At 59.0% G+C, this 22,049-nt stretch carries 22 protein-coding genes; 14 read left to right on the top strand and 8 right to left on the bottom strand.

Features of this window, described 5'->3' with window-relative positions:
• Positions 1-52: 52 nt before the first annotated feature.
• Both ACM6I5_RS10580 and ACM6I5_RS10575 read right to left on the bottom strand, forming a co-directional pair.
• Positions 53-1,090, bottom strand: a complete 1,038-nt coding sequence (locus tag ACM6I5_RS10580) for an alpha/beta hydrolase family protein (protein WP_017338698.1) — start codon at positions 1,088-1,090, stop codon at positions 53-55.
• Positions 1,091-1,371: 281 nt separating this feature from the next.
• Complete coding sequence (locus tag ACM6I5_RS10575; RefSeq protein WP_414883783.1) at positions 1,372-1,983, bottom strand: FMN-dependent NADH-azoreductase; 612 nt, start codon at positions 1,981-1,983, stop codon at positions 1,372-1,374.
• 129 nt (positions 1,984-2,112) lie between these two features.
• Between ACM6I5_RS10575 and ACM6I5_RS10570 the strand changes: the two genes are divergently transcribed.
• Together ACM6I5_RS10570 and ACM6I5_RS10565 are read left to right on the top strand one after the other, a co-directional pair.
• Entirely contained in the window at positions 2,113-3,021 is a 909-nt protein-coding gene (locus tag ACM6I5_RS10570) for a LysR substrate-binding domain-containing protein (RefSeq protein WP_414883782.1), read from the top strand.
• On the top strand, positions 3,018-3,377 hold the full coding sequence (locus tag ACM6I5_RS10565) for an MmcQ/YjbR family DNA-binding protein (protein ID WP_017338695.1): 360 nt from the start codon (positions 3,018-3,020) through the stop codon (positions 3,375-3,377). Before ACM6I5_RS10570 ends, ACM6I5_RS10565 begins: the two co-directional genes overlap by 4 nt.
• On the opposite strand, the gene ACM6I5_RS10560 is transcribed toward ACM6I5_RS10565, so the two are convergent.
• Positions 3,374-3,802: a DUF1294 domain-containing protein gene (locus tag ACM6I5_RS10560; protein ID WP_414883781.1), complete on the bottom strand. Its 429-nt coding sequence runs from the start codon at positions 3,800-3,802 to the stop codon at positions 3,374-3,376. The two genes, ACM6I5_RS10565 and ACM6I5_RS10560, sit on opposite strands and share 4 nt — an antisense overlap.
• A complete protein-coding gene (locus tag ACM6I5_RS10555; protein ID WP_414879125.1) occupies positions 3,799-4,629 on the bottom strand; it encodes an undecaprenyl-diphosphate phosphatase in 831 nt (276 codons plus the stop codon). Before ACM6I5_RS10555 ends, ACM6I5_RS10560 begins: the two co-directional genes overlap by 4 nt.
• A 287-nt stretch (positions 4,630-4,916) precedes the next feature.
• Between ACM6I5_RS10555 and ACM6I5_RS10550 the strand changes: the two genes are divergently transcribed.
• The 9 genes from ACM6I5_RS10550 to ACM6I5_RS10510 all read left to right on the top strand — a co-directional run bounded on the left by ACM6I5_RS10550 (position 4,917) and on the right by ACM6I5_RS10510 (position 13,350).
• Positions 4,917-6,551 (top strand): methyl-accepting chemotaxis protein, encoded by a 1,635-nt coding sequence (locus ACM6I5_RS10550; RefSeq protein ID WP_017338692.1) that lies wholly within the window; start codon positions 4,917-4,919, stop codon positions 6,549-6,551.
• 192 nt (positions 6,552-6,743) lie between these two features.
• Positions 6,744-7,307, top strand: a complete 564-nt coding sequence (gene pnuC / locus ACM6I5_RS10545) for a nicotinamide riboside transporter PnuC (protein WP_414883780.1) — start codon at positions 6,744-6,746, stop codon at positions 7,305-7,307.
• On the top strand, positions 7,304-7,828 hold the full coding sequence (locus ACM6I5_RS10540; protein ID WP_414879126.1) for an AAA family ATPase: 525 nt from the start codon (positions 7,304-7,306) through the stop codon (positions 7,826-7,828). The genes pnuC and ACM6I5_RS10540 overlap by 4 nt, the downstream gene beginning before the upstream one ends.
• Before the next feature lie 318 nt (positions 7,829-8,146).
• Complete coding sequence (locus ACM6I5_RS10535) at positions 8,147-8,572, top strand: hypothetical protein (protein WP_017338689.1); 426 nt, start codon at positions 8,147-8,149, stop codon at positions 8,570-8,572.
• 1 nt (position 8,573) lies between these two features.
• Positions 8,574-9,146: a hypothetical protein gene (locus ACM6I5_RS10530; RefSeq protein WP_017338688.1), complete on the top strand. Its 573-nt coding sequence runs from the start codon at positions 8,574-8,576 to the stop codon at positions 9,144-9,146.
• Between the two features lie 52 nt (positions 9,147-9,198).
• On the top strand, positions 9,199-10,506 hold the full coding sequence (locus tag ACM6I5_RS10525) for a heme utilization protein (RefSeq protein WP_414883779.1): 1,308 nt from the start codon (positions 9,199-9,201) through the stop codon (positions 10,504-10,506).
• 63 nt (positions 10,507-10,569) lie between these two features.
• Complete coding sequence (locus ACM6I5_RS10520) at positions 10,570-11,250, top strand: C39 family peptidase (protein ID WP_017338686.1); 681 nt, start codon at positions 10,570-10,572, stop codon at positions 11,248-11,250.
• Positions 11,251-11,283: 33 nt separating this feature from the next.
• On the top strand, positions 11,284-12,024 hold the full coding sequence (locus ACM6I5_RS10515) for a hypothetical protein (RefSeq protein ID WP_414879131.1): 741 nt from the start codon (positions 11,284-11,286) through the stop codon (positions 12,022-12,024).
• A 45-nt stretch (positions 12,025-12,069) separates the two neighbouring features.
• Positions 12,070-13,350, top strand: a complete 1,281-nt coding sequence (locus tag ACM6I5_RS10510; protein WP_017338684.1) for a hypothetical protein — start codon at positions 12,070-12,072, stop codon at positions 13,348-13,350.
• A gap of 68 nt (positions 13,351-13,418) precedes the next feature.
• Here ACM6I5_RS10510 and ACM6I5_RS10505 read toward each other — a convergent pair whose 3' ends face one another.
• Positions 13,419-14,744, bottom strand: coding sequence for a sigma-54 dependent transcriptional regulator (locus ACM6I5_RS10505; RefSeq protein ID WP_017338683.1), 1,326 nt, complete (start codon positions 14,742-14,744; stop codon positions 13,419-13,421).
• A gap of 343 nt (positions 14,745-15,087) precedes the next feature.
• On the opposite strand from ACM6I5_RS10505, the gene ACM6I5_RS10500 reads away from it, so the two are divergent.
• The 3 genes from ACM6I5_RS10500 to nhaB all read left to right on the top strand — a co-directional run bounded on the left by ACM6I5_RS10500 (position 15,088) and on the right by nhaB (position 18,505).
• Positions 15,088-15,354 (top strand): hypothetical protein, encoded by a 267-nt coding sequence (locus ACM6I5_RS10500; RefSeq protein WP_414883778.1) that lies wholly within the window; start codon positions 15,088-15,090, stop codon positions 15,352-15,354.
• 280 nt (positions 15,355-15,634) lie between these two features.
• Positions 15,635-16,924, top strand: coding sequence for a delta-60 repeat domain-containing protein (locus ACM6I5_RS10495; RefSeq protein WP_017338681.1), 1,290 nt, complete (start codon positions 15,635-15,637; stop codon positions 16,922-16,924).
• A gap of 78 nt (positions 16,925-17,002) precedes the next feature.
• Entirely contained in the window at positions 17,003-18,505 is a 1,503-nt protein-coding gene (gene nhaB / locus ACM6I5_RS10490; RefSeq protein WP_414879134.1) for a sodium/proton antiporter NhaB, read from the top strand.
• 58 nt (positions 18,506-18,563) lie between these two features.
• On the opposite strand, the gene ACM6I5_RS10485 is transcribed toward nhaB, so the two are convergent.
• From ACM6I5_RS10485 to gnd, 3 genes are read right to left on the bottom strand one after another with little or no spacing between them, the layout of a single operon-like run.
• On the bottom strand, positions 18,564-19,385 hold the full coding sequence (locus ACM6I5_RS10485) for a Cof-type HAD-IIB family hydrolase (RefSeq protein WP_017338679.1): 822 nt from the start codon (positions 19,383-19,385) through the stop codon (positions 18,564-18,566).
• A complete protein-coding gene (gene zwf, locus ACM6I5_RS10480) occupies positions 19,382-20,905 on the bottom strand; it encodes a glucose-6-phosphate dehydrogenase (protein ID WP_414883777.1) in 1,524 nt (507 codons plus the stop codon). The genes ACM6I5_RS10485 and zwf overlap by 4 nt, the downstream gene beginning before the upstream one ends.
• Positions 20,902-21,882: a phosphogluconate dehydrogenase (NAD(+)-dependent, decarboxylating) gene (gnd, locus tag ACM6I5_RS10475; protein WP_017338677.1), complete on the bottom strand. Its 981-nt coding sequence runs from the start codon at positions 21,880-21,882 to the stop codon at positions 20,902-20,904. Before gnd ends, zwf begins: the two co-directional genes overlap by 4 nt.
• Positions 21,883-22,049 lie beyond the last annotated feature (167 nt).

The following is a 22,049-nucleotide window of genomic DNA, read 5'->3' as shown; positions in this document are numbered from 1 at the left end:
ACCCAGCGGGAGCAAGCTTCCTCGCCACAGGGGCTGGTTCCCACTGGGTAGATCATTGATCAGCAGTTTGCATCCCCGCACGGGTCGGCACGCCCAGCGCATGGGAGAAGAACCGTCCCGCTTCGGAAATCATGTTTCGGTGAATGTCTTCGCGGTCAACGCCGTCGGCATCGGTGCACAGCGCCGGCATGGCGGCGATCTGTTCTTCGTTGCACGGCGCCATGAACACGAAGTGCCCTGCCCCGGCCAATAACTTGAAGTCAGGCGCGATCGGCAGTTTGCGCGCCAGCGCCGCGGCGTTTTTGTCGAAGGCCACCAGTTTGTCGCCGTCGCCGCTGTAAAGCAGCACCGGCACATGCACGTCGGCCAGGGTGTGACGGCCGAACTTCAGGCTCAGCGGCGCCATCAGCAGCAGCGCGTGAACCCGAGGGTCCGCCACCGGTTGCAGGTCATCGCGGTCGACGATCAACTCGCCTTGGGTGTTGCAGGCATCGCGGTCGTCCGGGCGTTCCTGGCAGTAGCGACGCAACCGGTCCAGATCAGGCGTCGCTCCGGACAGAATCAGCGCCGTCTCCCCGCCCGCCGAGTAACCGATCACCCCGACCTGGTCGGCATTGACGAACGGCGCGAGCATGCGGTCGCCCAGGGTGGCGGTAATGGCTTCGGAAATCTGGATCGGCCGACCGTACAGGTTGCTCAAGGTGCCGAGGCGGCTGTGGTCTTTGGAGTTGTCGCCGGGATGAATCACCGCCACCACCACGAAACCCTTGCGCGCCAGCGACGTGGCGAGGTCATGCAGGGCCAGCGGCGTGCCGGTGTTGCCGTGGGACAGCATCAGCATCGGGAAACGGCCGATGGCGACGCGGGTGTCTTCGCCCGCTTCGACCGTGTAGCCCTCGAGTTGGCTGGTGTGTTCCCGGTCGCTGGAGGGGTAGAACGCGATGGCGCGCATCGGTTGCAGGTCCAGCGGGTCGAGAAAACTCATCTCATGGAAGCCGACGCTCCAGTGAGGATGTGGCGCAGGCGCGGCGTGCACTGAATTCAGGCTGCTGAGCAGGCAAATCAGTAACGTTGCACAAAGACGCACCATGGGATGCCCCACCTTTGTTACTTGACCGGAAAGCCCGTTCTCCATCGACTACCGAGGAAGCGGCCTTGTACCAGCAATGGCGGCCACCCTGGTCGTGACAGAACGGGGACATCAACCCTCGACTGCATAACCTGGGCCACAACTTGAACGATTGAAGACACAACTAGAAAAAGCCAGTAGAAATAGTCAGAAACAAAAAACTCCGCATCTGACACTTGCGTGTTCAGAATACAGAGTTTTTTGGGGTGTTGCTCGAGCTGATTTACACCTTTACGCAAGCCTTACGCGGCAGCGAACAGTTGCTCGCTGATTTGCGTGTGAGCGTCGCTCATGGCTTTGGTGCGCACTTCGTCACCGTAAGCCAGGCCGTGAGCACGGACGAATTCGATGTCGGTGATGCCGATGAAGCCGAACAGCACTTTCAAATACTCTTCGTGAGCCACGCCAGTCGCCTGACCGGCATGCAAGCCGCCGGAAGTCGACACGATCACGACTTTCTTGCCACCGCACAGGCCTTCAGGGCCGGCTTCGGTGTAGCGGAAGGTCTGACCGGCAACGGCGATGCGGTCGATCCAGGCCTTGAGTTGGGTCGGAATGGTGAAGTTGTACATCGGCGCGGCAATGACTACGGCATCGGCGGCGAGGAATTCGGCCAGCGTCGAGGCGCTCAGTTCGGCTTCGTGCTGCTGGGCGGCATTGCGCAGTTCGGCGGCGGTGCCGGCGGCGACCAGGGTCGTGGCGGAGAAATGGCTGATGGCATCGCTGGCCAGGTCGCGGTAAGTCACCACGGCGCTCGGCTCGGCGGCTTGCCAGGCTTTGACGACTTCACTGCTCAGCTGACGGGAAGCCGAGTTGTCACCAAGAATGCTCGAATCGATATGCAGCAGTTTCATGTGGGATCTCCAGGTGAGGATCGCCACGGGGCGATCTGATGGAGACAATCCTACAGACGAAACCAATAGCTGATTAGACTGCAACAATGCGATAGTTCGTCTCACTGATAGAACAATCGGGTTAACACCATGCAAGACCTCAATGACCTCTACTACTTCGCCAAGGTGGTCGAAGCCGGCGGTTTCGCTGCAGCCGGGCGTGTGCTGGGGATTCCCAAGTCGCGCTTGTCGCGGCGGATCGCCGAGCTGGAAGAACGCCTTGGCGCGCGCCTGTTGCAACGCACCACCCGGCAACTGAAGTTGACCGCCGTGGGCGAACGTTATTTGCGGCACTGCCAGGCCATGCTGCTGGAAGCCGAGATGGCCGATGAAGCCGTGGCCAGCATGTCCAGCGAACCCCGCGGACGCTTGCGGGTGTCCTGCCCCGTCGGGTTGGCTCACGAAATGCTGCCGACGGTGATCAGTCGGTTTCTCGAAAAATTCCCGCAGGTTCAACTGGAAGTGATGCTGCTCAACCGCCGGGTCGACCTGGTGACCGAGGGCGTCGACGTCGCGCTACGGGTGCGTGAATTGGGAGATGAAGACCCGTTGCTGGTCACCCGACGCCTGCGTCAGGCGCAGATGCTGATGGTGGCCAGTCCGGACTTTCTCCATGGGCGAGCGATCAATCATCCCGAGGAGCTCAAGGGCTTGCCGGTGCTTGGCGCCCTTGAAGCCGACCGCATGGTGCATATCCGCATGCTCGATCAACAGGGTAAAAGCCATGAACTTGCGCTCGAAGCCCGACTGGGCATCGACGACTTCATCGTGCGCAAGGCCTGCACACTCGCCGGCCAGGGCTTTACCATGCTGCCGATGATGTATTGCGAGCAGGAACTGCAAAGCGGCGCGCTGGTGCAATTGCTCCCTGACTGGTCGTTGCCTGGCGGCTGGCTGCAAGCGGTCTACCCTCACCGACGCGGGGTCATGCCGGCGGTGCGCGCCTGGCTCGACCATTTGATCGAATCATTCAATGCCTGTGGGGACCGATTGATATGAAGGCTGGACGCATGAGCGAAGAGGATGTCGCGCAGTTCTGCCTGGCGCTGCCGGGGGCGCGGGAAGACTACAAGTGGGGTGGCGTGCGGGTGTTTTCGATTGCCGGGAACAAGATGTTCGCCCTGCAGAACCTGCGGGGCGAATCCCTCGCCTTCAAGGTCGACAAGGACCTGTTTCTGGGGCATTGCGACCGCCCGGGCGTTCACCCGGCGCCGTACCTGGCGCGGGCCCAATGGATCATCATGCAAACGCCCTACCCGCTGGGCGCCGAAGAACTGCAAAGCCTGTTGCAACGTTCCCATCAACTGGTGGTAAGCAAGCTGCCCAAGCGCACGCAGGTCGGACTGCTGCTTTAGAACAGCGCCAACAGGTTTGCCCCCAGGAACAGCTGATCAATCCAGAACACTTGATGCAGCAACACGATCATCCAGAACAGCAGTTGAAACGACACTTTACGCGTCTTGTGCCGGAACACCTGCTGGGCGACCAAGGCGCCCGGCCAGCCACCGGCGAGTTCAACTGCATGCAGCACGTTCTCCGGCGTACGCCAGGTGTCGGTGCGGGCCTTGCGCTTGTCGCTCCAATAAAGGAAGAACGCCAACACGCTGACGATGCCGTAGGCCGCCAGGGGTACCAGCGAAATCCCGCGCAGCCAGAACGACAACGAGCCCACCAACGGCAGCGCGCACACGGCCGCGAACACCAGCAGTTTCAGCCTGGGGTTCTGGATCTGCCCTCCGGAATTGCGTCCGGGGCTGCTGCTCCTGCCGGCATCATTCATGGCTTGACCGCAGTCCAGTCGACCCAGCCGAACTGCCAGGTGGCCAGGATCACCAGACCAAACGCAATGCGATACCAGGCGAACGCCGCGTAGCTGTGGCTGGCGATGAACTTGAGCAAGCCTCTGACGGCAATCATCGCGAAGATGAACGCGGTGATGAAACCGATGGCGAACACCGGAAAATCAGCCGGCACGAACAGGTCGCGATACTTGTAGCCCGAGTAGACCGCCGCGCCGACCATGGTCGGCATCGCGAGGAAAAACGAAAACTCGGTGGCGGTCTTGCGCGACAGCCCGAACAGCAAACCACCAATGATCGTCGAGCCTGAACGCGAGGTGCCCGGAATCATCGCCAGGCACTGGGCGAAGCCAACTTTCAAGGCATCTTTCCAGGTGATCTCATCGACGGTTTCGGCGTGTACTTCGTGCTGACGCTGCTCGGCCCACAACATCACGATGCCGCCCACGACCAATGCCGTGGCCACGGTGATCGGGTTGAACAGGTAATGGTGGATCAGGTCGGCAAAGATCACCCCCAATACCACCGCCGGCAGGAAGGCAATCAGCAGGTTGGCAGTAAAGCGCCGGGCGTTTGGCTGCGTCGGCAAACCAATGACGACATCAAAAATCTTGCGCCGGAATTCCCAGACCACGGCGAGAATCGCGCCGAGCTGAATAATGATGTTGAACGCCATGGCCCGCTCACCACCGAAATTGAGCAAGTCGGCCACAATAATCTGGTGTCCGGTACTGGAAATCGGCAAAAACTCCGTCAACCCTTCTACAACGCCAAGTATCAATGCCTGCAAGGCGGTCCAAAGATCCATCAATCCCCCAAAAGGCGATGCGCAACGGCATGCCCCGTTAATATTTTTTCAAGAACAGTCAGCGTAGCCAAAAGACCCGCGCGCACAGAATCCGGACGGAACCGTAAAAATTCCGTGAAACATCGACTTGGATTCAGGTTTTTCCGTGCGGGGCCGAAATCCTATCAGACAAGGCTGAATAACGCTGCCACGTTATTGGACTTGGGTCGGATATGCCCGATCGGCAAAGTGTGGTTGGATGCCGGCGATCATTTATTACAAGAAAAAGAAACCGGGGTGACAGCGTTATGAACAGCTTGCGAAATATGTCGATCAGCCGCCGCTTGTGGCTCATTTTGATCGTGGCCGTCATGATGCTTTTGACGTTAGGCGTGTTGATGCTCAAGCAGATCCACGAAGACCTTTATCACGCCAAGGCGCAGAAAACCCAACACGTGGTGCAGACCGCCAGCGGCATTCTGACCTATTACCATGACCTGGAAACTGCCGGCACGCTCACACGCGAGGCCGCGCAGAAACAGGCGATGACCGCCGTTCGCGGCCTGCGGTATGACCAGAACGACTACTTCTGGATCAACGACCTGACGCCGGTGATGATCATGCACCCGGCCAACCCGAAACTCGATGGCCAGAACCTCTCGGCGATTCGCGACCCGGACGGGTTTGCGCTGTTCAACGAAATGGTCGCCCTCGCCAAAGCCAAGGGCGCCGGCGCCATCGACTATCGCTGGCCGAAACCGGGCGCCAGCGAGCCGGTGGCAAAAACGTCCTATGTCAAACTGTTCGAGCCATGGGGCTGGGTGATCGGCTCGGGCGTGTACATCGATGACATGCAAGCCGAGTTCATGGCCCAGGTCTGGAAAGCGACCGTCGTCGGGCTGGTGATTGCCGCCATCATGGCCCTGCTGGTGATCCTGATTGCCCGCAGCATCGTGCGCCCGCTCCAGGAAACCGTGAACGCCATGGCCAACATTGCCAGCGGTGAAAGTGACCTGACCCGCAGCCTCGATACCCATGGCCAGGATGAAGTGACGCAATTGGCCCGCCACTTCAATGCCTTTACCGCCAAACTGCGGTTGGTGATCGGTCAATTGCAGGTGTCCGCCAGCGCTTTGGGCCAGTCGTCCAGCGAGCTGGGCAACGACGCCGCGCAAGCCCAGCAACGCAGTCAGCAGCAATCCCAGCAGATGGAGCTGGTGGCCACGGCCATCAATGAAGTGACGTACGGCGTGCAGGATGTCGCCAAGAATGCCGAGCAAGCGGCCAGCGAAATGCGCGATGCCGAATCCCAGGCGCAGCAGGGCCAGGTCAACATCGACAGCAGCCTGCAACAGATCGACACGTTGTCCGGCACCATTGATCAGGCTGTGGAAGTCATCCGTACGCTCGCCACCGAAAGCACCCAGATCGGCAGCGTGCTGGAAGTGATCCGCTCTATCGCCGAGCAAACCAACCTGCTCGCCCTCAATGCCGCCATCGAGGCCGCCCGGGCCGGCGAGCAAGGTCGCGGGTTTGCCGTCGTGGCGGATGAGGTGCGTCTGCTGGCCCAGCGCACGCAGAAGTCCACCGCCGAGATCCAGTCGATGATCGAACGCCTGCAAGGCCACTCCGAAGCGGCGGTCAAGGTCATTGGCGACAGCAGTCGCGCATCGCAGCTGACCATCGAACAAGCCGGCCTGGCCGGTGCGAGCCTGAATGCCATTGGCCAGGCACTGCGCAACCTCAACGGCCTGAACGCCTCCATCGCCAGCGCCACCCTGCAACAGGCCCACGTGGTCGAGGACATCAACCAGAACGTCACCCAGGCCGCCGGTTTGTCCCACAGCACGGCGCTGGCGGCGGAACAGTCGAGTATGGCGAGCGTGCGGCTCAAGGATCTGAGCGAGCAGTTGAACGGTTTGCTCAAGCAGTTCCGCGTGTAATCCAGACACCAATCTCTGTGGCGAGGGGATTTATCCCCGTTCGGCTGCGAAGCAGTCGTCGATCTTTTGGGACCGCTCCGCGGTCCAACGGGGACAAGTCCCCTCGCCACAAAAGCTCGCTCGCCACAGAAGCCTCCTCGCCACAATCCCGGTACAATCCGCCCCCCTCTACGATTTCCCCAAGGAACCTCCATGTCCGGGCTTGAACTGTTTGCCGCCTCCCTCGGTGTGATTGCCGTCTGGTTGACGGTCAAACAGAACCCCTGGTGCTGGCCGATTGGCCTGGTCATGGTGTCGCTTTACAGCTGGGTGTTTTTTGAAGTGAAGCTGTATTCGGACATGCTGTTGCAGGTGATCTACGCCGCGTTGCAACTCTATGGCTGGTGGCAATGGACGCGCGCGGGGGCTGCGCGACAGGGGCGGCGGGTTAGCCAGCTCAAGGGAGAATCGGTCGTGTCAGGCCTGGCCATTGGTGCCGTCGGCAGTCTGATGCTCGGCGCGGCCATGGCGCACTGGACCGATGCCGCTCAACCCTGGCTCGATGCGGCGTTGACTGGCTTCAGCCTGGTGGCGCAGGTGTGGATGGCGCAAAAGCGCGTTCAATGCTGGCCACTGTGGATCACCCTCGATGTGATTTTCGTCGGGCTCTTCATCTATAAGGGCATGTACCTGACCGTCGGGCTCTATGGGTTGTTCGCCGTGATTGCCGTGCAAGGCTGGCGTGAATGGCGCGCCGACCCGGCGCTACGCACATGAAAGTCCTGGTACTGACCGGGCCCGAATCCAGCGGCAAGAGCTGGCTTTCGAGTGAGATTCGCGCCAACTTTGGCGGCATTTTGGTCGGCGAGTATGTTCGGCATTTCATCGATACTGAAGCCCGTGTAACTTGCTACGACGATATTACGCCAATAGCACTTGGCCAGCTGACTTGGGAAGATGAAGCACGAGCCAAACAACCGCGACTGCTGATTCTCGATACGCATCTGTTGAGCAATATCCTTTGGAGCCGCACCTTGTTTAACGCTTGCCCGACGTGGGTCGAGCGAGCATTGCTGGCCAGGCACTACGACCTGCATTTGTTGCTCAGCCCCGAATCGGTGCCCTGGCATGACGATGGCCAGCGTTGCCAACCGCAGCTGGAAGAACGCAAGGCGTTTTTCCAGGCCAGCCACCAGTGGCTTGAGCTGCATCGTCAGCCTTACCAGGTTGTGCAAGGTGACTGGAATCAACGCAAGGATGCGGTATTCGAGGCTGTGACACGCTTGCTCAGTCCCTGACAGGCGTCATATATGTCCATTCCTGAAACACTCTCCCCTGCGAAAACCCGCGGGCTAAAGCTGCCCGTGCCCGCCTCCAAGAAAATGTTACGCCACTGATACAAATTGCCTACAACACCCCGTAACGAGCAATTGCGCCAGCAATGGACGGTGATTTTGCGTGGGTGTGTCTCAGCAGCGTTACAAATTTTTTTTGACCGCCTCGACAATTAAATACAAGTAATTGTTTTTTAAAGAAAAACAAAAACCGGCACACCTTCTGCTCTCTTCCTCGCAACCCTGACAAGGGCCAGCGTTCTTACAGAAGGAATTGCCGCCGTGGGGAAATTTCATAACAACATCTATAGCTTCCTGCTGATCGCACTCGGCTCAAGCGTCTGCCCCGTTCAGGCGGACAACGGCATCATTATTATCAAACGTGATGTCCAGACGCGAAACGCAGTGCAAGCGCCGGTAGCTCCCGACCCTAACCCCACGACCGCCAATGCCAACCCCTCCAAGCTAATTCTCAATCAGACGAGCGAGCTGAACGACGGCGATTTTGCCAACGTCGCCAGTGGTGCGGGTATCACACGCCTGGTCAATTTAAACAACACCAATCTGGGCGGCAATATCACCACCCAGAATCAGATTTCCAACCTCCCCGCCGGACGGGGAAGTTCGGGCAACGGCATCTCCAACCTGGTCAATTCAAGCGTTCAGCGAGGCCTGGGCGGTCTGAAAATCATCACGGGAGGCCAATGAGATGAATCGCAAACTGCTGATTGTCGCCATGCTTTGCAGTGCGTCGAGCTTTGCTCAACCACCCATCATCAATAACGCCGACATCAACGGGTCCGGTAGTCAGTACCAAGGCAACTTCGCGGTCAACCAGGCCGCGGGCGATCAGCAGCAACAGGCCAACGCCCGGGCCATCGCCATTGGCGATGCGGCCAGCGCGACCACTCAGATTCGCCAACGGCTGAATACGCAGGTCGACCCCAGAATGGATGCTCGAGCCAGCATTCAAGGCGACTCCTTCAGCCATGGCAACGGTGTTCTGGGCGTAAACCAGAGCGCGGGTGCCAGCAACCAGCAAGCCAATGCCCTGCGGATAAGCATCAGTAAACAACCGCAAAGTATCGACGACAGCGTCCTCATGCAACAGAACGTGGCGCTGCTCAACAACTCCGATCCAACTGCCTCTGCACCAGGCCTCCGCCAGGTCACTACCAGTGACCAGGCTTTCACCGGTAGCCGTGGGGTGATCCAGTTGAATCAGAGCGCCGGGGTAGGAAACCGAATGGCCAATACCCTGAGCGTACGGGTCGCGGACTGACCCAAAAAAGGTAGTTACAACACTTAACCTAAAATAAGTACGGAGAATCACCATGAAACCTTCGATGGCACTCAAGCCTCTGGTTTTCGCAATTGCTGCGCTCATGGCTGTTGCTGTACAAGCTGGCAACGATCGTCGTAACGATGACCACCACCATGGCCATAATAACAACGGTCACCACACCCCTCCTCCAACCAAAATCCCTGTCTACGCGACTGCCAATGCCAACGACAAACAGAGCAGCACCGGCAACCGCATCCTTAACCAAGGGACTGTGAACAACGCCGAGATGAGCGGCTCTGCCACAGGCGCAAGCGGCAACGTCGGCGTCAACGTCGCGGCAGGCGCCGGCAACCAACAGGACAACGCTGCTGCCATCGCGAACGCTGGCGCCACCTCCGCTCTCGATAACTCCTTCGTGTTCGGCGTTGCCACTGCCACTGCATCCGTCAAGCAGTACAGCAACAACAACAAGGTCGACAACTACAACACCACAGCCTCTGCGGTGATGAGCCAGTCGGGCAATGGCGGCAACGGCAACATGGGGATCAACATTGCTGGTGGCGACCTCAACCAACAGAAAAACACCATGGCAATTGCCAACTCCAATGCTCCGCTTGGCAATGCAACAGCCACCGCCTCTGCTGAACAAAATGGTCCTGGTCTGGTCGTGAACAACAGGGCGGATCAGAACGTCGCGCTGACTACGGTGACGCTGACCACAACCAAAAGCGGCAGTGCCTCTTTCAGCCATAACTCCGAGCTGAACATTGATAAGAGCGCTTCCAGCAACTGGGCCAAGAGCGGTGCCAGCAGTTATGACGCCAGCGGTGCCAGTCACTTCGATGCAAGCGGTTCAAAAGGCACCGATAGCAGCGCTACCAGCCATGCTTCTATAGTCGCTTCCCTGGAAGCAGCGGCGGATGGTTCCAAATCCGTTACCGTTAATTATGGCCATGGAGATCGCACTCACAGCGCTTCTTTCGACGCATCGCTTAACGCATCGCTCGATGCATCTGTCGATACAGAGCACTCCAATTCGACCGACTCTTCGTTCGAAAAAGCGTTCGATTCTTCGTTTACAAAATCGTTTGACTCTTCGTACGACAAATCAGGCGAGCAATCGTCCGCTTCTACCAAGCACGAAGTTAAGGGCTACAGCGAAAGCAATACTTGGGATTTGAGCAACACCGTCTCCTATCAAATCCTGACCCCAAATGGCTGGGCAAACCCTGTGACCAACACTGCAACCCTGAGTGGTTCGGTGAATGGCGGCAGTGGCAACCTCGGCGTGAACGTGGCTGCCGGTGTGGGCAACCAACAAAGCAACTCGCTGGCCATTTCCAACCAATCGTTCTGATGGCTGACTCTGGAGGCCCCCTCACGGGGGCCTTTTTTCAACACAACCAGAGGGCGTCCCACCATGCGCATTATCGCCTTGGCAGTTTTGCTTTGCGTGGCCAGTGTGATCGAGGCTGCACAACTGCCGCTTTCCGTCCTGCCGGGCGGCGCGGTGATTTACAAGCCGATCCAGAGCGTACGCGAGCGTAAATTTGCCGACCTGGTACAACAGAAAACCGACTTCAGTTGCGGCGCAGCTGCGCTGGCGACCATCTTGCGCCAGGCCTATTGGCTGGACGTGAATGAAGATCAGATCATCGAAGGCATGCTGGCCCACGCCGATCAAGACATTGTCCGCGTCCAGGGCTTCTCCATGCTCGACATGAAGCGTTACGTGGAAAGTATCGGCATGCGGGCCCGTGGCTACCGGGTAGCGGCGGAAACGTTGAGCGATATCAAAATTCCGGTCGTGGTACTCCTGGATATTCGTGGCTACAAACATTTTGTAGTGCTGCAAAAAGTCCATAACGGCTGGGTCTATATCGGAGATCCGGTGCTGGGTCACAAACGTTTCAAAGTCGACGACTTTGTCAAAGGCTGGAACGGCATCATCTTTGCCGTCATTGGCCAGGGCTATGACAAAGCCAATGCGCTGCTCGACCCACCCCTGCCACTGACCGCCAAGAACCGCATCAACACCTTCAGCCCGGTGCAAGACGCAGAGTTGTTGGACTTCGGATTTATCCGAAGCGACTTCTTCTAATAACAATGGAGCACGACGCTCCGGGAGCATCCAATGAAGACTCCAATCTGGCTGGCCGTAGTCTGCCTGGCCGCCAGCCTGCCAACCCAGGCACAGATATTGAAACCCATCGAACTGAATGATCAGGAGTTGGCGAGCCTGCGAGGCCGCTATGTCATGCCTGGACGGATCGTCAGTTTCGGGATTGTCATGACCAGCACTTGGCAAAATGCCAACGGCCAAGTGATCGGGGCAACGTCCTCGATGCAAATTCAGCAAACAACCATCAAGCCACAGTTCTATGTGTCGATGATCGACCAGACAGGTAATGGCTCGGCGGTTTCCCAGGGCACCGGTACCGTCAGCGGCGGTAACGGTTTGAGCACGACCCAGGGCGTCACTCAAGTGGTGCGCGCCGCCGGCGACAACAACAGCGCTTACAACAACGTTAATCTCAACGTCCAAAAAGGTGGCCAGGCGCCACAGATGGACAACCAAGGACAAGTGTTGGCCGCGGGTTCAACCCTGACCCATGCCAATGGTGCCGGGGCGCTGAGCATTTCATCTTCCGGCTCGGGCGTGCAGCTCAACATCGTGGCCAGTAACAACCAGGGGAGCATCGCGCAGCGCCTCGCCCAAGGTGGGCTTATGCAAAACGCGACATTGCTTGGCGGTGGCAACCAGGTCAACAACGCGATGACGATCAACGTTGTACTGCGCGATAACCTGCCGTCGACCAGTTCGCTGAATGGCAACCTGGATCAACTTAAAGGTCTTCGCGCTCTCGGATTCTGATCTACGCTCAGTCTCATCAGATGCACTCAGAAGGGACGGCTAACCATGCACCGATCGTTGACGCTCAGGGCTATCGTTTGTTTGAGTAGCCTGGCACCGGGAACAATGCTGTACGCAGCTCCGGATCCCCAGGTTGAAGCACTAAAACAAGAACTCATGGAGTTGAAACAGCGTTACGAAGCACAACAGAACGCGCTGATGGTACTCGAGCAGCGCGTTCGCCAGGTCGAAGAAACACCTGCGACACCGGCGCCCAAGCGCCTGACCAAATCCCCTGCCGAACCGTCCAGGGGTGGCCAGGCGGTGGCGGCCGGTGCGCCGGGAACCACCGGCAGTTCATACGGCCAATCGCTCAAGGATGATTCCGAACCTGCGCAAAGCGTTTCAAACCTGTATGACGAAGCCAGCGGTTTCTTCGGTGGCGGCAAATTCAGTGTCGAAACCGGCCTGACCTACACCCACTTCGATACGCGTGCGCTGACGCTCAATGGCTTTCTGGCACTGGACTCGATTTTCCTTGGCAACATCAACCTCGACCGAATCAAGGCTGACAACTGGACGCTGGACCTGACCGCCCGCTACAACGTGGCGCAACGCTGGCAGTTCGACGTTAACGTTCCCGTGGTTTATCGCGAATCAACGTATTCCTCAGGCGGCGCGGGTGGTGCAGGCCCGGTGACGTCGGACGCAACCGTGACCCGCGACCCGACCATCGGCGATGTGAACGTGGGCGTGGCTTACAAGTTTCTGGATGAGTCGGCCAGCCTGCCCGACGCGGTGGCTACCTTGCGCATCAAGGCACCGACCGGCAAGGATCCTTACGGCATCAAGCTGATCGAGGACCCGAACAACGATAACCTCGCGGTCCCCGAGGACTTGCCGACCGGCAACGGTGTCTGGTCGATCACCCCGGGTATCTCGCTGGTCAAGACTTTCGACCCGGCCGTGCTGTTCGGCTCCCTGGCCTACACCTACAACATGGAGGATTCTTTCAGCGACATCAGCCCTCAGGTCGGCTCCAAGGTGAAAGGGGACGTGAAACTGGGCGATTCCTGGCAAGTCGGCGCAGGCATTGCATTCGCCTTGAACGAGAAGATGAGTATGTCGTTCTCGTTCACCGATCAGTTCGCCCGCAAGAGCAAGATCAAACCGGACGGCGGCGATTGGCAATCGATTTCCAACAGCGATTACAACGCGGCCAACTTCAACATCGGCATGACGCTGGCAGCCTCCGATAACCTGACGATCGTTCCCAACCTGGCCATCGGCATAACCGACGACGCGCCAGACTTTTCCTTCAGCCTGAAATTCCCGTACTACTTCTAACCGCTTCACCTGAATGGAAAAGGCCCGCTGCGAGTTCATCGCAGCGGGCCTTTTCGTTTCGCCCCGCCCTAGCGGATCTGGTGCTTGTGCAGCAGTCGGTAAAAGGTTGGCCGCGACACGCCCAGCACCCGGGCGGCGACGCTCAGGTTGTCACTGTGGCGGTTCAATACATCGCACAATGCCTGGCGTTCGGCGCGTGTCTTGTAGTCCTCGAGGGTGCCCATCGGTGCGGCGATGGTCTGCTGGCTGATCAGCCCCAGGTCGCGGGCCTCGATCTGCCGCCCCTCGGCCAGGACCAACCCCCGGCGCACCCGGTTGGCCAGTTCACGCACGTTGCCCGGCCAGTCATGCTTGCCCATGGCAATCAGCGCGTCCTCACTGAAACTGCGCGGACGACGGCCGGTTTCATGGCTGTAGAAATGGGAGAAGTGGTTGGCCAGCATCGACAGATCGCCATGGCGTTCACGCAGTGGCGCAGTGACCACTTGCAGCACATTGAGGCGGTAGTACAAATCTTCGCGGAAGCGCTTCTTCTCGATGGCGGCTTCCAGGTCAATGTGTGTCGCCGCCAATACCCGTACATCCACAGGAATCGGCTGGCTGCCGCCCACGCGCTCGATGTGTTTTTCCTGGAGGAAGCGCAGCAGGTTGGCTTGAAGCTCCAGAGGCAGGTCACCGATTTCGTCGAGAAACAGGGTTCCGCCGTTCGCAGCTTCGATCCGTCCGATCTTGCGTTGATGGGCGCCGGTGAAGGCCCCCTTCTCGTGACCAAACAGTTCGGACTGGATCAGGTGTTCCGGAATCGCGCCGCAATTGATTGCGACAAAGGGTTTGCTGTGCCGCTGGGATTGTCGATGGAGGGTCCGGGCGACCAGTTCCTTGCCGGTTCCGCTCTCACCGCGAATCAACACCGGAGACTCAGTGGGCGCCAGCTTGCTCAGCAGTTTGCGCAGCTCGCGAATCGGCTTGCTGTCGCCGAGCAACTCGTGTTCCGGCTGATCGATGTGAACCGTGCCCTGGCCACGCAAGCGCGCCATGCCGAACGCCCGGCCGAGTGTCACTTGAACCCGGGACACATCGAACGGCAAGGTGTGAAAATCGAAAAACCATTCGCAGACAAAGTCCCCGACATTTTGCAGCCGCAGGACTTCCTGGTTGAGCACGGCGATCCACTCGGTGCCGCTGCGGCTGATCAGCTCCTTGACGGCCTCTGGGCGTTCCAGATGGAACGGCTGCAGACGCAACAGGCCAACGTCGCAGGTTCGGTCGGCGGCATTTTCCAGTGTGCAGCTATCAACGTCCCAACCTACAGCGCGCAACCCCGGCAGCAGACGATGGCAGTCGTCACACGGGTCCACCACTAACAGGCGTCGTAAAGCGGGCGCTTCGATCATGACTGTTCCTTGGCGCCAAATTGTAGGAAATATTATTAAAAACAGTCATTTGGCAGACCTGACTGTAACATTAGCAATAATTTGACATTTGCTTGTACCGATTGACTATAGGACTGTCGCGGAAGCAGTTATAAGAACTAACTTTGTTAGTTACCTAACGAGTCGAACCTTTCATTTACCTTTCAAAGCCTGCAAGCACCTTGAACCGAAGAAAGAAAGTTGAAATTTCTTTTAATTGTATGTGACCCACCCCCCGGTTGCGGGCATCAGTACAAGTAACCAGCCGAACGGTAAGCCCAACCGACGGCACATCACTTGATTGGGCATACAGAGAGAAGATCCCATGACCGCCCCGCTCCGTATCAACGAAGCTCTTTTGATTGCCGACCGCGCATTCCAGCCATTTCAATGCGTGGCCTGGGCCCCACAAGACGGCAACGGCGAACTCAGCCTGACCGTCATCGACCGCACCAATACCCGTATTGGCCGCAAACAGATTCCAAGCAGTGCCTATACCGATCCGGCACAACTTGAACAGTTTCTGGAAGAAGCCCGTAAAGAGCTGAGCCAGGAAGGTTACGCGCTGCAATCGTGGTCGATGCCGCACTAAAGCGTTTTGCGGATTACTTCCGGTAATCCGCCCCTACCCCTCAATCGTTAGTTTGCTGGCCTTCTGCGCCAAACACACTTTCGACGTCCGTTTATTCGAAGTTCCCAAGGCCAATTCATTGGCTGGCTTTTCAGTGGTTCGAAAAGACACTGTTCTGGCACAAAGCGACCCTCCGCTTGTTAGTTCTCTCAGTTGTGGAACCGGTCATTCAGGCGTTGAATGTTTCCCCAGTCGCCACCGCCTATTCCTGGATCACGACGACTCGCAAGGAGACGCGTGCATGTCAATCCAGAGCGCTTTAGCCTTACCCGCAGCGCTGAACGATGCAGGGAAACTTGATGAGTCCTTTGCCGGCTCCGGCAAAACCCAAGTGTATTTCGCTGGCAGCACCTCCAGCATGGCCAATGGCGTCGCGATTGATTCCGCGGGCAGGCTGCTGATAGCCGCAAAAGTCGGCACCCCGGGCGGCAGCCGCTTTGGCCTGGCACGTCTGCTCGAGGACGGCTCGGCGGACCTGGCCTTCGGCCAACAAGGCAGTGTCATCAGCCAGTTCAAACCCGGCTTTGAAGCCATGGGCGGCAAAGTCCTGCTACTGGCCGATGGGCGCATCCTGTTGGCCGGCCTGCACTATGAGAATGCGCACCGAACCCTGCCCGCCTTCGCGCTTTTCAATCAGCAGGGTAAACCGGTCCAGTCATTCGGCGACAACGGACGCTGTATCGTGCGCCTGCCGGGCAATCTTTCCCAAGGCGTGCGCGATGCCTGGTTGCCGCCTGGCGTGCCGGGCGCCGAAGCGTGTGATGTCTGCGTGCAGGACAACGGGCGAATCCTTTTGCTGGCCAATCACCATTTCGAACTGGCCGATCATGTCGGCGTTCTGGTACGGCTTCACCCCGACGGCTCACTGGACGATACCTTCAACGGACGCGGCTTCGTGCTGGTCAGGCATCTGCTGATGAACACCTGGCTGAGTAGCCTGCTGGTGCAACCTGACGGACGGATTCTGGTCGGCGGCTCGATCAACTTTCCTGAAGAAGGCCTGCTGGCGCGTTATCACAGCAACGGCAGCCTCGACGAAAGTTTCGCCGTGGATGGTTTCATGGGTTTCATGGCGCAGGGACGTCATGCTCAGGTCAGCCAGATCGTCCAGCAACACAGTGGCGACCTGCAATGTGTTGGCAGCAGCCGCGACCCTATGCAGTGCATGGTCCTGAAAGTCCATAGTAATGGTCGCCCGGACATTCACTGCAACGGCGGCCAACCGCAATTACTGGAAATTGGCCACAACGGCTGCCAGTGGACCGCCGCCCAGGTTCTGGCGGACGGCAGCGTGCTGACCGTCGGCGCTACAGCCGGGGGCATCGAAGCTGATTTCATTCTGGCCCGGCACCTGCCCGGCGGACAGCTCGATGGGCGCTTTGGCAATGGCAGCGGTTGGGTCCGCACCCGTTTGAGCCGCGGCCCGGATACCGCGACCTCGCTGGCCGTGCAGTCCAATGGCAACATCGTTGTAGGCGGCCATTCGCTGGATGGTAACTACCGGGCAGTCGTCGCACGGTATCTGGGATAGGCACTCCGACCTATCCGACGCTTGATCTTCCCTTCGGCTTACGGCAACTTGCGCGCTTCTTAATACAAGGAGCAGCCGATGTCTGGCTCAATGGCTCAAGCGTTCGCGCATAATTTTCTCGGGCACTCACCTCGCTGGTACAAGGCCAGTATTCTCGGGTTCCTGATTCTCAACGCCCTGGTGTTGTGGACCGTGGGTCCGGTGGCCGCCGGTTGGCTGCTGGTGCTGGAGTTCATCTTTACCCTGGCCATGGCGCTCAAGTGCTATCCGCTGATGCCCGGTGGCTTGCTGCTGATCGAAGCGTTGCTGTTGAAGATGACCACGCCCCAGGCGCTGTATGACGAACTGGTGCACAACTTCCCGGTCATCCTGCTGCTGATGTTCATGGTGGCAGGTATCTACTTCATGAAAGAACTGCTGCTGTTTATGTTCTCGCGCCTGCTGCTCGGTGTTCGCTCCAAGGCCTTGCTGGCGTTGATGTTCTGCTTCCTGTCGGCGTTTCTCTCGGCCTTTCTCGATGCCTTGACCGTGACCGCCGTGATCATCAGCGCAGCCGTGGGGTTCTACTCGGTGTATCACCGCGTGGCCTCGGGCAATGATCCGCGTCAGGACAGTGAGTATGGCGATGACCAGCACCTTCCAAAGCTGCATCACGCAGATCTCGAACAGTTCCGCGCCTTCCTGCGCAGCCTGCTGATGCACGGCGCCGTGGGCACCGCGCTGGGCGGCGTCTGTACCTTGGTTGGCGAGCCACAGAACCTGCTGATCGGCCACGAAATGGGTTGGCACTTTGCTGAGTTCTTCCTGAAAGTCGCCCCGGTTTCGCTGCCGGTGCTGGTGGCAGGCCTGGTGACGTGCGTGCTGCTGGAGAAATTGCGCTGGTTCGGTTACGGCACACTCCTGCCGGACAACGTGCGCGCCGTGCTGGCCAACTATGCCGCCGAAGACAACGCCGAACGCACCTCGCGCCAACGCGCGGCGCTGATCGTTCAGGGGCTGGCGGCGCTGATTCTGATTGGCTGCCTGGCCTTTCATGTGGCTGAAGTGGGCCTGATCGGCTTGATGGTGATCGTACTGATCACCGCGTTCACTGGCATTACGGACGAGCATCGCCTCGGCAGTGCGTTCAAGGACGCCATGCCGTTCACAGCGCTGCTGGTGGTGTTTTTTGCGGTGGTGGCGGTGATTCACGATCAGCAGTTATTCACCCCGTTGATCCGTTGGGTGCTGGCGCTGCCGGCAGATCAACAACCGGGCATGCTGTTTATTGCCAACGGCTTGCTGTCGGCCATCAGCGACAACGTGTTTGTCGCGACCATCTACATCACCGAAGTGAAACAGGCCTTCATCTCCGGGCAAATGAGCCGTGAACATTTCGAGACACTGGCGATTGCGATCAACACCGGCACCAACCTGCCGAGTGTGGCGACGCCCAATGGTCAGGCGGCGTTTCTGTTTCTGCTGACGTCGGCGATTGCACCACTGATTCGCCTGTCGTATGGGCGGATGGTGTGGATGGCGGTGCCTTATACGGTGGTGATGGGTGGTCTCGGGTGGTACGCGGTGAGTTACTGGCTATAAACACCCGATAAACAATGTGGGAGCAAGCCGGTCTCGCTCCCACATTGGTTTTGTGTCGCTAGCGAGGGAGGATATACCGCTCGATCGCCTGCGCCGCACCGTCTTCGGTATTGGCCCCGGTCACCACGTCAGCCTGACGCTTCACCGCTTCTTCCGACTGCCCCATGGCAATCGACAGGCCTGCGCGGTGAAACATGGCGGGGTCATTGCCGCCATCGCCCATGGCCGCCGTCTGCTCGATCGGCACACCCAGGAACTCGGCCAGTGTCGCCAGCGCTGAGCCCTTGTTCGCCTGCATCGCGGTCACATCCAGATAAACCGGTTGCGATCGCGAGACCTGCGCCTGACCCTCGACCATGGGCAGCAATTGCGCCTCCAGCTCAATCAACAGCTGCGCGTTATTGCTCGCCGCGACGATCTTGTCGATGTGTTCCAGATACGGTTCAAAACTTTCCACCACCACTGGCGGATAGCCCAGGCCATGCTGTTCCCGGGGCACCATCGGCCCGGTCGGGTCTTTCACCAGCCAGTCGCCGCCACTGAATACCCACACCTCAATGTCCGGCAGATCGGCAAACAGCGTCAGCGTGGTCAGTGCGGCCGTGGCCGGCAAATAATGCGCGACCAGCAAACTGCCATCGGGATGGACGATCGTGCCGCCATTGAAGGCCGCCGTCGGCAAGTCCACGCCCAGCGCTTCGATCTGCTGCAACATGGCTTTCGGCGGCCGGCCAGTGGCCAGGCTGAACAGAACACCCGCGTCGCGCAACGAACGAACGGCTTCTATGGTGCGCTGGCTTAGGCTGTGGTCCGGCAGCAACAACGTGCCGTCCATGTCACTGAGCAAAAAGCGAATGAGTTGTTGCGTTTCACCACTCATCCGAGGCTATGCCAGACGCGGCCGTCGCGAGCCAGCAGGTCTTCTGCCGTCGCCGGGCCGTCTTCACCAGCCGCGTAGGTCTGTAGGCTCGGGTCCTGCTGCCAGGCGTCGAGAAAAGGTTGCACGGCGCGCCAGCCGTTTTCGATGTTGTCAGCGCGCTGGAACAGCGTCTGATCGCCGGTCAGGCAATCGTAGATCAAGGTTTCGTAGCCGGTGGACGGCTGCATTTCAAAGAAATCCTTGTAGGCAAAACCCAGTTCGATATTGGCCATTTTCAGCGCCGGGCCAGGCCGCTTGGCCAGAAGATCGAACCACATGCCTTCATTGGGCTGAATCTGGATCCGCAGGTAGGTCGGTTGCAGCTCATCGACCTCGGTATCACGGAACTGCGCATAAGGCGCCGGTTTGAAACAGATGACGATCTCGGTGTCGCGCACGCTCATGCGCTTGCCGGTGCGCAGGTAGAACGGCACGCCGACCCAACGCCAGTTGTCGATCATGACTTTGAGCGCGACATAGGTTTCGGTGGTGCTGTCGGGCGCTACGTTGTTTTCCTGGCGATAACCTGGCAGCAGCTTGCCCTCGATTTCGCTGGCGGTGTATTGGCCGCGTACCGAATTGGCTCGCGCCTCTTCGGTGGACCAGGGCCGGATCGCTCCCACCACTTTGGCTTTCTCGCCGCGAACCGCATCGGCGCCAAAGGCGGCCGGCGGTTCCATGGCCACCATCGCCAATAGCTGGAACAGGTGATTGGGCACCATGTCCCGCAGAGCGCCGGTGTGCTCGTAAAAACTGCCACGGGTTTCCACACCGACGGTTTCCGCGGCGGTGATTTGTACGTGGTCGATGTAATGGTTGTTCCAGAAGGCTTCAAACAGGCTGTTGGAGAACCGGCTGATCAGAATGTTCTGCACGGTTTCCTTGCCCAGATAGTGATCGATCCGGTAGATCTGGTTCTCCGTCATGACCCTTAGCAAACACGCGTTCAAGGCTTCGGCAGTGTGCAGATCGGAACCGAACGGTTTTTCGATCACCACCCTCCTGAAGGCTTCCGGTGTCTCTTGCAGCAAACCGGCGGCGCCGAGGCGACGCACCACTTCGCTGAAGAAACGTGGCGCGGTGGCCAGATAGAACACCGCGTTGCCGGTGCCGCTGGCGGCAATTTTCGCCGCCAGCGCCTGATAGGTGCTGTCGTCCAGGAAATCGCCCTGGACGTAGCTGATGCCTTTGGCGAGTTTGGCCCACAGCTGCGGATCAAGGGCTTGATCGCCCTTGCCGACCTTGCTCGCCACTTCAGCGCGAATGAAATCTTCGAGCTTCTGCGCAAAGGCCTCATCGGTGATGGCGTTGTGGTCAACGCCAATGATCCGCAGTCCATCGCCAAGCAGACCGTCGCGACTCAGGTTGTACAGCGCCGGCATCAGCAAGCGCTTGACCAGGTCTCCGTGGGCACCGAACAGGAACAGCGTGGTCGGTGGTGCGGGTTCTGCCTTGGATTTATTGCGGATCAAGCGGGTCATTTTTTCGCAGTCTCCACGTGGCCGCCGAAGCCGAAGCGCTGGGCAGAGAGAATCTTGTCGCCAAAGGTGCCTTGCCCGCGGGAACGGTAGCGGGAGAACAGCGAGTTCGACAGCACCGGCACGGGCACCGATTGCTCCATGGCGGCTTCGATGGTCCAGCGACCTTCACCGCTGTCAGCCACCGAGCCTGAGTAACCGTCGAGTTTCGGATCGCTGGCGAGGGCGTCAGCCGTCAGGTCGAGCAGCCAGGACGACACGACGCTGCCGCGGCGCCAGACTTCGGCGATGTCGGCGACATTGAGATCAAAACGCTGATCTTCCGGCAGGTTGGTGCTGGCCTTGGTCTTGAGAATGTCGAAGCCCTCGGCGAAGGCCTGCATCATTCCGTATTCGATGCCGTTGTGGATCATCTTCACGAAATGGCCAGAGCCTGCGGGACCGGCGTGGATGTAACCGCGTTCGGCACGATCGTCGTCCGACTTGCGATCCTTGGTGCGCGGGATATCACCCATGCCCGGCGCCAGGCTGTCGAACAGCGGATCAAGGCGTTTCACCACTTCGGCTTCGCCGCCGATCATCATGCAGTAACCGCGGTCCAGGCCCCAGACGCCGCCGGAGGTGCCGACGTCGACGTAGTGCAGGCCTTTTTCCGACAGGGTTTTCGCCCGGCGGATGTCGTCCTTATAGAAGGTGTTGCCGCCGTCGATGATGGTGTCACCGGGTTCGAGCAAGGTGCTCAGGGTGTCAATGGTGTCTTCAGTCGGTGCGCCGGCCGGCAGCATGACCCAGACCGCTCGTGGCTTGGCCAGGCCAGCGACCAGGGCCGGCAGGTCGATGACGCCTTTGGCGCCTTCGGCAGCCAGGGTGTCGACGAAGGCGGTATTGCGGTCGTAAACAACGGTGGTGTGCCCGTTGAGCATCAGGCGCCGCGCAATATTGCCGCCCATGCGGCCCAGTCCAATAATCCCGAGTTGCATGTGCTGATGCTCCCTACTACAAATAAATGTGTGTCAAAGGTTATAGCCCAACGCGACTAATGAGGGTTAGTCCAGAGCGTTGGCGTGAAGTTTCCGGGCATTGTGCCCGATCCAGACTGATAACGTCTGGAATCGTGCCAAAGACACAACGACCATGAAAAATAAAA

Source organism: Pseudomonas sp. IT-P171 (genome assembly GCF_949767765.1).
Classification (GTDB): domain Bacteria; phylum Pseudomonadota; class Gammaproteobacteria; order Pseudomonadales; family Pseudomonadaceae; genus Aquipseudomonas; species Aquipseudomonas fluorescens_B.
Note: the sequence above shows the minus strand (reverse complement) of the source record. Positions and strands in the feature narration are given on the sequence as shown.

Excerpts from the sequence above, each read along its gene's own strand:
- ACM6I5_RS10580 (WP_017338698.1), bottom strand. The coding sequence starts at position 1,090 with ATGGTGCGTCTTTGTGCAACGTTACTGATTTGCCTGCTCAGCAGCCTG.
- ACM6I5_RS10575 (WP_414883783.1), bottom strand. The coding sequence starts at position 1,983 with ATGAAACTGCTGCATATCGATTCGAGCATTCTTGGTGACAACTCGGCT.
- ACM6I5_RS10570 (WP_414883782.1), top strand. The coding sequence starts at position 2,113 with ATGCAAGACCTCAATGACCTCTACTACTTCGCCAAGGTGGTCGAAGCC.
- ACM6I5_RS10565 (WP_017338695.1), top strand. The coding sequence starts at position 3,018 with ATGAAGGCTGGACGCATGAGCGAAGAGGATGTCGCGCAGTTCTGCCTG.
- ACM6I5_RS10560 (WP_414883781.1), bottom strand. The coding sequence starts at position 3,802 with ATGAATGATGCCGGCAGGAGCAGCAGCCCCGGACGCAATTCCGGAGGG.
- ACM6I5_RS10555 (WP_414879125.1), bottom strand. The coding sequence starts at position 4,629 with ATGGATCTTTGGACCGCCTTGCAGGCATTGATACTTGGCGTTGTAGAA.
- ACM6I5_RS10550 (WP_017338692.1), top strand. The coding sequence starts at position 4,917 with ATGAACAGCTTGCGAAATATGTCGATCAGCCGCCGCTTGTGGCTCATT.
- pnuC (WP_414883780.1), top strand. The coding sequence starts at position 6,744 with ATGTCCGGGCTTGAACTGTTTGCCGCCTCCCTCGGTGTGATTGCCGTC.
- ACM6I5_RS10540 (WP_414879126.1), top strand. The coding sequence starts at position 7,304 with ATGAAAGTCCTGGTACTGACCGGGCCCGAATCCAGCGGCAAGAGCTGG.
- ACM6I5_RS10530 (WP_017338688.1), top strand. The coding sequence starts at position 8,574 with ATGAATCGCAAACTGCTGATTGTCGCCATGCTTTGCAGTGCGTCGAGC.
- ACM6I5_RS10525 (WP_414883779.1), top strand. The coding sequence starts at position 9,199 with ATGAAACCTTCGATGGCACTCAAGCCTCTGGTTTTCGCAATTGCTGCG.
- ACM6I5_RS10520 (WP_017338686.1), top strand. The coding sequence starts at position 10,570 with ATGCGCATTATCGCCTTGGCAGTTTTGCTTTGCGTGGCCAGTGTGATC.
- ACM6I5_RS10515 (WP_414879131.1), top strand. The coding sequence starts at position 11,284 with ATGAAGACTCCAATCTGGCTGGCCGTAGTCTGCCTGGCCGCCAGCCTG.
- ACM6I5_RS10510 (WP_017338684.1), top strand. The coding sequence starts at position 12,070 with ATGCACCGATCGTTGACGCTCAGGGCTATCGTTTGTTTGAGTAGCCTG.
- ACM6I5_RS10505 (WP_017338683.1), bottom strand. The coding sequence starts at position 14,744 with ATGATCGAAGCGCCCGCTTTACGACGCCTGTTAGTGGTGGACCCGTGT.
- ACM6I5_RS10500 (WP_414883778.1), top strand. The coding sequence starts at position 15,088 with ATGACCGCCCCGCTCCGTATCAACGAAGCTCTTTTGATTGCCGACCGC.
- ACM6I5_RS10495 (WP_017338681.1), top strand. The coding sequence starts at position 15,635 with ATGTCAATCCAGAGCGCTTTAGCCTTACCCGCAGCGCTGAACGATGCA.
- nhaB (WP_414879134.1), top strand. The coding sequence starts at position 17,003 with ATGTCTGGCTCAATGGCTCAAGCGTTCGCGCATAATTTTCTCGGGCAC.
- ACM6I5_RS10485 (WP_017338679.1), bottom strand. The coding sequence starts at position 19,385 with ATGAGTGGTGAAACGCAACAACTCATTCGCTTTTTGCTCAGTGACATG.
- zwf (WP_414883777.1), bottom strand. The coding sequence starts at position 20,905 with ATGACCCGCTTGATCCGCAATAAATCCAAGGCAGAACCCGCACCACCG.
- gnd (WP_017338677.1), bottom strand. The coding sequence starts at position 21,882 with ATGCAACTCGGGATTATTGGACTGGGCCGCATGGGCGGCAATATTGCG.